Consider the following 7,734-nt stretch of genomic DNA (forward strand, 5'->3'; position numbering starts at 1 on the left):
CCGCCCATGACCCTCGCCCACCAGCAGTCCGGGCCCGCCGGGCGTTCCCCCGCCCGGCTGTCCCGCCCGCCCGGCGCCGCCGATCACGACCGACCCCCGGCCCGCGGGCCGGAGACCTTCCGCAAGGAGTGCCGCATGCCAGCCGCAGCCCGTACCGGCGACCCCACCAGCCACGGTGGTGTGATCAGCACCCCGCCGCCCGCCGCCGCGGCGACGGTGGCCCGGGTGCTGATCGGCGGGCGCCCCGCCGCCGTCGTGGGCAGTCTCCACACCTGCGTGGTGCCCCCGCACGCGCTCCTCGGACCGGGCAACGTGATCCTGCCCAACCCGGCCGCGCTCGCGGCGGGCACGGTCCTGATCGGCGGATTGCCCGCCGCGCGCAGGGGCGACCCCACCGCGTGCGGCGCCACCGTGCTGGCCGGCGCCCCCGACGTCCTGATCGGGGGCGTGTGATGAGCGACCGGTTCATCGGCCGGGGCTGGGCGTTCCCGATGCGGGTCGGGCCGACCGGCGGCATCGCCCTGGTCGAGCGCGAACGCGAGATCGAGGAGGCGATCCGCCTGGTGCTCGCGACCGCGCCCGGCGAGCGCCCCATGCGCCCGGAGTTCGGCTGCGGCATCCACGACTACGTCTTCGCCCCCGGCGACGGCGCCACCGCCGGGCGGGTCGCCCAGCAGGTGCGCGAGGCCCTGGAGCGGTGGGAGCCGCGCATCGCGGTCGACGACGTGGTGGTCGCCTTCGACACCGTCGAGGCGGGCACCCTCTACATCGACGTCCACTACACCGTGCGGTCCACCAACGACCGGCGCAACCTCGTCTTCCCCTTCTACACGATCCCCTCCGACGAGGACGGCGCGGAACGGGGCGCCGCCTGATGGCCCTGCCCTCACCCAACCTGGACGACCGGCGGTTCCAGCAACTCGTCGACGAGGCGAAGCGGTACGTGCAGCAGCGCGCACCGGAGTGGACCGACCACAACGTCTCCGACCCGGGCGTCACGCTGATCGAGACCTTCGCCTACCTCGTGGACCAGCTGCTGTACCGGCTGAACCGGGTCCCGGACAAGAACTACACCGCGTTCCTCGACCTGTTGGGCATCCGCCTGTTCCCGCCGGCCGCCGCGTCGGCCGACGTCGACTTCTGGCTGTCGGCGCCCCAGCCCGACACCGTCGTCCTGCCCGCGGGCACCGAGGTGACCACCGCGCGGGGCGAGAGCGACGACGCCGTGGTCTTCACCACCACGGACGAACTGCACATCACACCGAGCGAGTTGACGCGCCTGGTGACCGCTCCCCGGACCGGTGAGCAGACCGACCGGACCCGCGCGCTCGCCGAGGGCCGCGACATCCCCTGCTTCCAGGCGGCCCCGGAGCCGGGCGACGCCCTGCTGTTCGGCCTGCCGGCCGCCGTGCCGCGGTGCATCGTCGCGGTACGCCTGGACAGCCGGGTGGAGGGCGTCGGCGTGGACCCCCGCCAGCCCCCGCTCGTGTGGGAGGCGTGGCACGGCGGCGGCTGGCAGGTGTGCGAGACGGGCCCGGACACCACCGGCGGACTGAACCGGCCGGGCGAGGTCATCGTGTACGTACCGGCCGGGCACCGCGCGTCCGTCATCGGCGGGACCCGGGCCGGCTGGCTGCGCTGCCGCGTCACCGAGCCCGAACCGGGCCAGCCGTTCTACTCGGAGTCCCCGACGGTGCGCGAGGCGTCGGTGTTCACCGTGGGCGGCACCATGTGCGCCGAGCACGCCGTCACCGTGACCGACGTGCCGCTCGGCACCTCGGAGGGGGTCGCGGGCCAGACGTTCCGCGTCGGCCGCCCGCCCGTCCTCCTCGACGGGGCGCCCCCCGTGGTGGAGGTCTCCTCGGCCGACGGGTGGCAGCGCTGGGACGTGGTGGAGCACTTCGGCCGCTCCGGGCCCGCCGACCGGCACGTCCGCGTGGACGCCACCACCGGGGAGTTCGCCTTTCCCCCGGCGCTGCGCGAGCCGGACGGCACCCTGCGGCAGTGCGGCGCGGTGCCGCCCAAGGGCGCCCAGGTGCGGGTGGCCCGCTACCGCACCGGCGGCGGCCCCGCGGGCAACGTGGCCCGCGGCGCCATCTCCGTGCTGCGCAGCTCCGTCCCGTACGTCGCCCGGGTCACCAACCGGGAGGCGGCACGCGGCGGCGTGGCCGGCGAGACCGTCGCCAACGCCAAGTTGCGTGCCCCGGACGCGCTGCGGATGCAGGAGCGCGCGGTGACCGCCGAGGACTACGAGATCCTCAGCCGCCAGGCGGCACCCTCGGTGCGCCGGGTCCGCTGCCTGCCCGCCGGGGACGACCCGGGCGCGGTACGGGTGCTGGTGGTGCCGGACGCGGTGCCCGACGAGGGCGACCGGCTCCGCTTCGAGCAGCTGATCCCCTCCGACCGGGTGCTCCAGGCGATCACCGCCTGTCTGGACGAGCGGCGCCTGATCGGCACCCGCCTCGTGGTGGAGCCGCCGGTCTACCAGGGCGTCACCGTGGTGGCCCGCCTCACGGCGGCCCCCGGCGACACCGACCGGGTGCGCGAGGCCGCGCTGACCGCCCTCTTCGGCTACCTCGATCCGCTGCGCGGCGGCCCGGAGGGCACCGGGTGGCCGTTCGGGCGGCCGGTGCAGTACGGGGAGGTGTTCGGCGTGGTGCAACGCGCCACCGGGGACGCGCTCGTGGAGGAGATCCGGCTGTTCCCCGCCGACCCGATCACCGGGCGGCGCGGCGCCCCGGCGGACCGCATCGACGTGGCCGCGGGTGCGCTGGTCTTCCCCTACCAGCACCAGGTGGTCGTCACGGCCGCCGGACCGGGGGACCGGGGATGAGCCGCGCCGCCGTACCCGGGCTTCCCAGCCGGTACCCGATCGGCGGGCAACTGCCCGCCCTCTACGCCGACGACGACCTCGCCCAGCGGTTCACCGCCGGACTCGACACCGTCCTCGCCCCGGTCTTCTCCACCCTCGACAACCTGCCCGCCTACCTCGACCCCCGGATCGCCCCGGCCGACTTCCTGGCCTGGCTGGCGTCCTGGGTCGGCGCGACCGACGACCGGGCGTGGCCCCTGGAGGTCCGCCGTGAGGCCGTCGTCCGCGCGGTGGAACTGCACCGGTGGCGCGGCACCCGGCGCGGGCTGGTCGAGGCCCTCGGGCTCGCGCTCGGCGCGCACGCCGAGGTGACCGGGGACGGCGGGGCCGCGTGGTCCCGCACCCCCGGCGCCGGCCTGCCGCCCGCGCCCGCCGCCCAGATCCTGGTCCGGGTGTGGCCGGGCCGCGCGGAGCGGATCGACCCGGACAGGGCGCAGGAGATCGTCCGGGCCATGTGCCCGGTGCACACCGTCTGCCGGGTGGAGATCCTGCCCGGCCCGCCCGCCGGCGAAGGGAGGTGACGTCATGCGCGCGTGTCCCGCCTGCGGGGCGTCCAACGGCCCGCAGGACGACTTCTGCGGCAACTGCGGAGCGTATCTGGGGTGGTCGGAGACGGCCGCCGCTGCGCCGGGTACCACCCCGGCGGCGGACGCCCCCCCGGGCCCGGGCGCCGCGGCCCCGGGCGCCGGCACGACCCCGGCGGCCCCGGACGGCGCGTCGGCCCCGGGTACGTCCGCGGAGACCGGGGAGAGCGCCGCGGCCCCCGGCACCCCGGCGAGCTCCCGGCGGAGCGCTGCCGCCCCGGGCGCCTCCGCGCAGCCACCGGCCTCGCGCGGGGCAGCGGTTCGCCCGGAGACCGCCGGGGACGCGGCACCGGCTCCGGAGCCCGAGCCGGAGACGGAGGCCCCGGCCCCCGTACGACGGGAGACCGGCCCTGCCCACCGGCGCGTGCCGACGGGCCCGGACCGGTCCCGGCCGGGGGAGAGCCCGGCCACCGGCCCGGCTCGGGCCGCGGCCCCCCACCCGGGGCAGACCCCGGCCCCGGCCGCCCCGGCCCGACCCGGCGACGCCGGAGCCGATCCCGCGCCGCGCCCGCCCTCGGCGCCCGCCGACGCCGCGTCGGCGCCGGGACCCGTGCTGCCCGTGCGCCCGGGCAGGCCGGTGGCCCCGCGTCCCGTGGTGCGGCCCGTGGCGGAGCCGGACGACGTCGCGGGGACGCCCTGTCCCTCCTGCGGTACGCCCAACCCGCCGGGCCGCCGGTTCTGCCGCCGGTGCGCCGCCGTGCTGAACCCCGAGGCGAAGCCCGCGCCACTGCCGTGGTGGCGCACCGTGTGGCCGTTCCGCCGCCGGGCGCGCGCGAGCTCCGGACGGGTGGCGCGGCTCCTGGTGATCCTGGCCGTGGTGGCGGCCCTGTGCGCGGGAGGGTTCCTGCTGCTGCCGGCCGGGCGCGCCCTGTTCGAGGACACCCGGGACAAGCTGGGCAAGCCCAAGCCCGTCACGCCGGTGAGCGTCGAGGCGAGCGACGAGGTCCCCGGGCACCCGGCGCGGAACACCACGGACGGGGTGAGCAACCGCTACTGGGGCGCCTCCGCGGAGGGTGCCTCGGTCACGTACACCTTCCGCAGGCCGTTCCGGCTGGTGCAGCTCCTGATCACCAACGGCGCGTCCGCGTCCGCGCAGCTCTACGGCCGCCAGGCACGCGCGCTCGAGATGGAGTTGCAGGTGACCGCGGAGGACGGCACCCGGCACACGAAGAAGGTGGCCCTCAGCGACAAGCCCCGCGCGCAGCCGGTCGTCACCGGCATCAGCGACGTGAAGACGGTGCGCCTGGTGCTGCGCTCGCCCGCGGGTCTCGCCCCGGGCCGTCACCTGGCCCTGGCGGAGGTGGAGTTCTTCCAGCGCGGCTGACCCGCGACGGGCGGTGGCGATTCCGAGCCCCCGGGAGCGGGCTCCGGGTCGCCACCGCCAAGCCGGTCGCCGGTCGCCTACGCCGAGCCGGGCCGGGGCAGCCCGTCGAACCCGGGGATGATCGCCCGCATGCGCTCCAGGGTCGGCCGGGCCTCGGGCAGCCCCGGGTCGTCGGGGGTGAGCGCCATGCGCCAGTCGACGTATCCGCAGGAGGCGAGGGCACCTTCCAGGTACTGGGGGAAAGTGAGGTGCAGCGGGCTCAGGGCCTCGCCGAAGTAGTGGAAGTGGACATCGTCCCGCGGCGCGCCGCCGGGCTCCTGGAGGAAGGCCGCGCAGGCTTCGGGCGCGTAGACGTCGAAGGGCTTGACCGCCCGGAAGCGGTCACCGCCCTCGAAGTCGTCGTACCAGGTGTCGCCCAGCCCCTGCGCGAAGACGTCCGCGAGAGGCCGGACATTGATCGAGCCGAAGTCCGTGGGGACCCGCCCGGCTCCGGGTGCGGCGTAGTCCCACTCCAGGCGGAACCCGTTCAGCTCGCCGTAGAACTCGGCCACCCCGACGGGCAGACGGCCCTGTACGGACGCGGTGACCGAGGCCAGCTCGGCGTCCGTGACGGGCGGCGCCACCTCGTAGGCGCGCACCGAGAACCCGGGTGTGGCGCCCAACCGCGCCGCGCGTTCGGCGATCCGCCGCCGGTAACCGGCCGTCATGTGTGCTCCTGTCATGTCGTCACGGGCGGGCACCGGCGGCGGCCGCCCGCCTGGGACGGCTACTCCGGAAGGCGTCGGAGGCGTCCAGGTTGTCGCGCCAGGTCCGGTACCCCGCCTTGTGTGCCTGGGCGATGCCCGTCGTGTCGATGAACGTCTTCTTCGCGTCCGACGTGGTGTGACCCCGATGCTCGGCCCAGCCGTCCAGCAGCGTGTTGCGCTCGCGCGGTGAGCTCACGGGCAGCAACAGCGTGCCGAGCGTGTTCCGGCTCTCCAGCAGGTCGAAGAGGATCATCTGGTCGGAGGCGGAGTAGTACTTGACGAGCGTGTGTCCCTTGTCCCCCTGGCGCTCGACCAGTTCGACTCCGGCCATGCCGATGGCCTGGAGCAGTTCCGCCTCGTGCTTGAAGACCATGTCCCGCTGTTCGTCATCGCTCAGGCCCCAGTTCCGGAACAGCTCCTCGGCCGCTGCCTGGGCGCCGGCCCGGTAGAGCGGCCGGAGAGCCTGGGGGAAGAGATCCTTCGTGGTGACGCCCATGCGCCGGAGGAACGCCATTCGGTCCGCCACGGTGGAGTACTGAAAGATGTAACGGGCCTGGTCGGCACCCTCCGCGCCCTGGTAAAGGGCGGGGAACGCGTTCAGCAGCGCCAGCTTGAGCTGGTCGTTCGGTACGAGCCCCAGGACCTGGGCGCGCATCTGGTCGCTGACGTCCGCGCCGTTCATCTCCTGGACCAGCTGCCCGGCGGTCCCGGCCCAGTTGCGGTACACCGCGACCTGTGCGCCGCTGAGGGGATCGACGGGCAGGTTGATCGACGAGGACCACCGCTGGTGGGAGGCCGGATTGCCCTCGATGCCCCATTCCATCGTGATGAGGTTCGGGACGACCGACGCGAAGTTCGCGCTGTTGGTGTTGTTGTCCTGGTAGCGGACCGTGGTCCTCAGCCACACCTTGTTGCCCAGCTCCACCAGGAGTTTGGCCGGGTCCTCGGCCTGCGCCGACATCTGGGAGTTGAGCTTTCCCGGACCGGGGGCGAGGTTGAGTACGGTGTTGCCGGGTCCGCCGAGCCGCCCGTTGAACAGGTGCATGCGCACGGCGCGGTAGGGCGCTCCGACCGGCTTCTCACCGCCCGGTGCCCCCTTGGTGTAGCCCTCCTTCTTGAGATCGGTCCAGCCGAGCGGCTCGACCGAGGGGGAGTTGGCGGCCGCGCCCAGCGGCCGTCCGTGCAGGTTGTGCACCTCCACGCTCCCGGCCCGCCCGTGGTCCGCCCGGAACACCGGGTCGTCGCCCGACATGGTGCCGTCCGTCCACCGCTGGATCACCGGAAGCGCGGCCCCGGCCGCCGCGGCGCGCTGCACCGGCGCCCCGGACGCCCGGCCGGTGTCCGGCGCCTGCCCGGTGCCCGGCCCGTGCGACGGGGACGGCCCCGACAGAGCCCGGCGCGCGTTCGCCTCGGCATCGCGTTCGAAACGGTCCGAGGGGTCCGAGACCCTCAGCCCGCCGCCGGTGTCGGTGCCGGCGACGGGGCCCTCCCGCTGCTGGATGACGTGGGTGAGCTCGTGGGCGAGGGTGTGCCTGTCACCGCCCCCGGCACCGATGACGACGTGATTGCCGGAGGTGTAGGCCCGGGCGCCGATCTCGGCGGCGGAAGCCCGGGCGGCGGCGTCGGTGTGGACCCGGACGTCGGAGAAGTCCGCCCCCAGGCGGGCCTCCATGTCGGTCCGGGTCGCCTCGTCCAGCGGTCTGCCGGGTGCGCGCAGCACGTCGTGGACGGCGGAGCGCTGGACGGCGGGCGCTGTCTGCTCGCCCTGCCCGTGACCGGGGCTGTGCCGCTGCCGGTCCGGGCCGTCGAGGTGCCCGGTCCGGCGGAGCCTCTGGACGACGGCGGCGTTCCCGGCCGTGGCCTGGAGGGCGAGCAGGCCCGCGGGCCGCTCACGCGGCACGACCGCGGCCTTCCGGGCGGGCGCGCGGTCTCGACCGGACCGGCCGGTCTCTCTCAGGACCTGATGATCGCTCAACGACTGCTCCTGCGGCACAGGGGGTGTCAGGTGCCCTGTCTACACGGTCGGTCGTCCGGAGTTCCAGGTACGCGAGGGCAGAACGAGGTGCCCGCACGGCCCTCCGCGCGTCCCGGGCCCGCCCGGCTCTCCACAGGTCCGGAGCCGGGGCGTGAAGGCCACCAAGCCGGGTTGGCATCCAGGCTCCGCGGGCGTTCATGACCCGCATGGCGGACGGAACATCCCCGCGTTGA

The 7,734-nt window shown here is 75.4% G+C and carries 7 protein-coding genes; 5 read left to right on the forward strand and 2 right to left on the reverse strand.

The window, feature by feature from the left end; translation table 11 throughout:
• Positions 1 to 135 precede the first annotated feature (135 nt).
• The 5 genes from AB0L74_RS24265 (at position 136) to AB0L74_RS24285 (ending at position 4,780) form a co-directional block, all read left to right on the forward strand.
• Entirely contained in the window at positions 136 to 453 is a 318-nt protein-coding gene (locus tag AB0L74_RS24265; protein WP_365656041.1) for a PAAR domain-containing protein, read from the forward strand.
• Positions 453 to 875 carry a GPW/gp25 family protein gene (locus tag AB0L74_RS24270; protein ID WP_365656044.1) on the forward strand — a complete coding sequence of 141 codons (423 nt, stop codon included), beginning with the start codon at positions 453 to 455 and terminating at the stop codon, positions 873 to 875. Before AB0L74_RS24265 ends, AB0L74_RS24270 begins: the two co-directional genes overlap by 1 nt.
• The gene (locus AB0L74_RS24275) at positions 875 to 2,833 is read left to right on the forward strand and encodes a putative baseplate assembly protein (RefSeq protein WP_365656050.1); all 1,959 of its coding nucleotides are present in this window, start codon (positions 875 to 877) and stop codon (positions 2,831 to 2,833) included. Before AB0L74_RS24270 ends, AB0L74_RS24275 begins: the two co-directional genes overlap by 1 nt.
• Complete coding sequence (locus AB0L74_RS24280; protein WP_365656053.1) at positions 2,830 to 3,393, forward strand: phage tail protein; 564 nt, start codon at positions 2,830 to 2,832, stop codon at positions 3,391 to 3,393. Before AB0L74_RS24275 ends, AB0L74_RS24280 begins: the two co-directional genes overlap by 4 nt.
• Positions 3,394 to 4,060: 667 nt before the next feature.
• Complete coding sequence (locus AB0L74_RS24285) at positions 4,061 to 4,780, forward strand: zinc ribbon domain-containing protein (RefSeq protein ID WP_365656056.1); 720 nt, start codon at positions 4,061 to 4,063, stop codon at positions 4,778 to 4,780.
• A 77-nt stretch (positions 4,781 to 4,857) separates the two neighbouring features.
• Here the strand turns inward: AB0L74_RS24285 and AB0L74_RS24290 are convergent, their stop codons facing one another.
• Positions 4,858 to 5,502 carry a hypothetical protein gene (locus tag AB0L74_RS24290; RefSeq protein ID WP_365656058.1) on the reverse strand — a complete coding sequence of 215 codons (645 nt, stop codon included), beginning with the start codon at positions 5,500 to 5,502 and terminating at the stop codon, positions 4,858 to 4,860.
• Positions 5,503 to 5,506: 4 nt separating this feature from the next.
• The gene (locus AB0L74_RS24295; RefSeq protein ID WP_365656079.1) at positions 5,507 to 7,426 is read right to left on the reverse strand and encodes a DUF4157 domain-containing protein; all 1,920 of its coding nucleotides are present in this window, start codon (positions 7,424 to 7,426) and stop codon (positions 5,507 to 5,509) included.
• Positions 7,427 to 7,734 lie beyond the last annotated feature (308 nt).

The sequence above is a fragment of the Streptomyces sp. NPDC052020 genome (assembly GCF_040680575.1).
Taxonomy (GTDB): Bacteria; Actinomycetota; Actinomycetes; order Streptomycetales; family Streptomycetaceae; genus Streptomyces.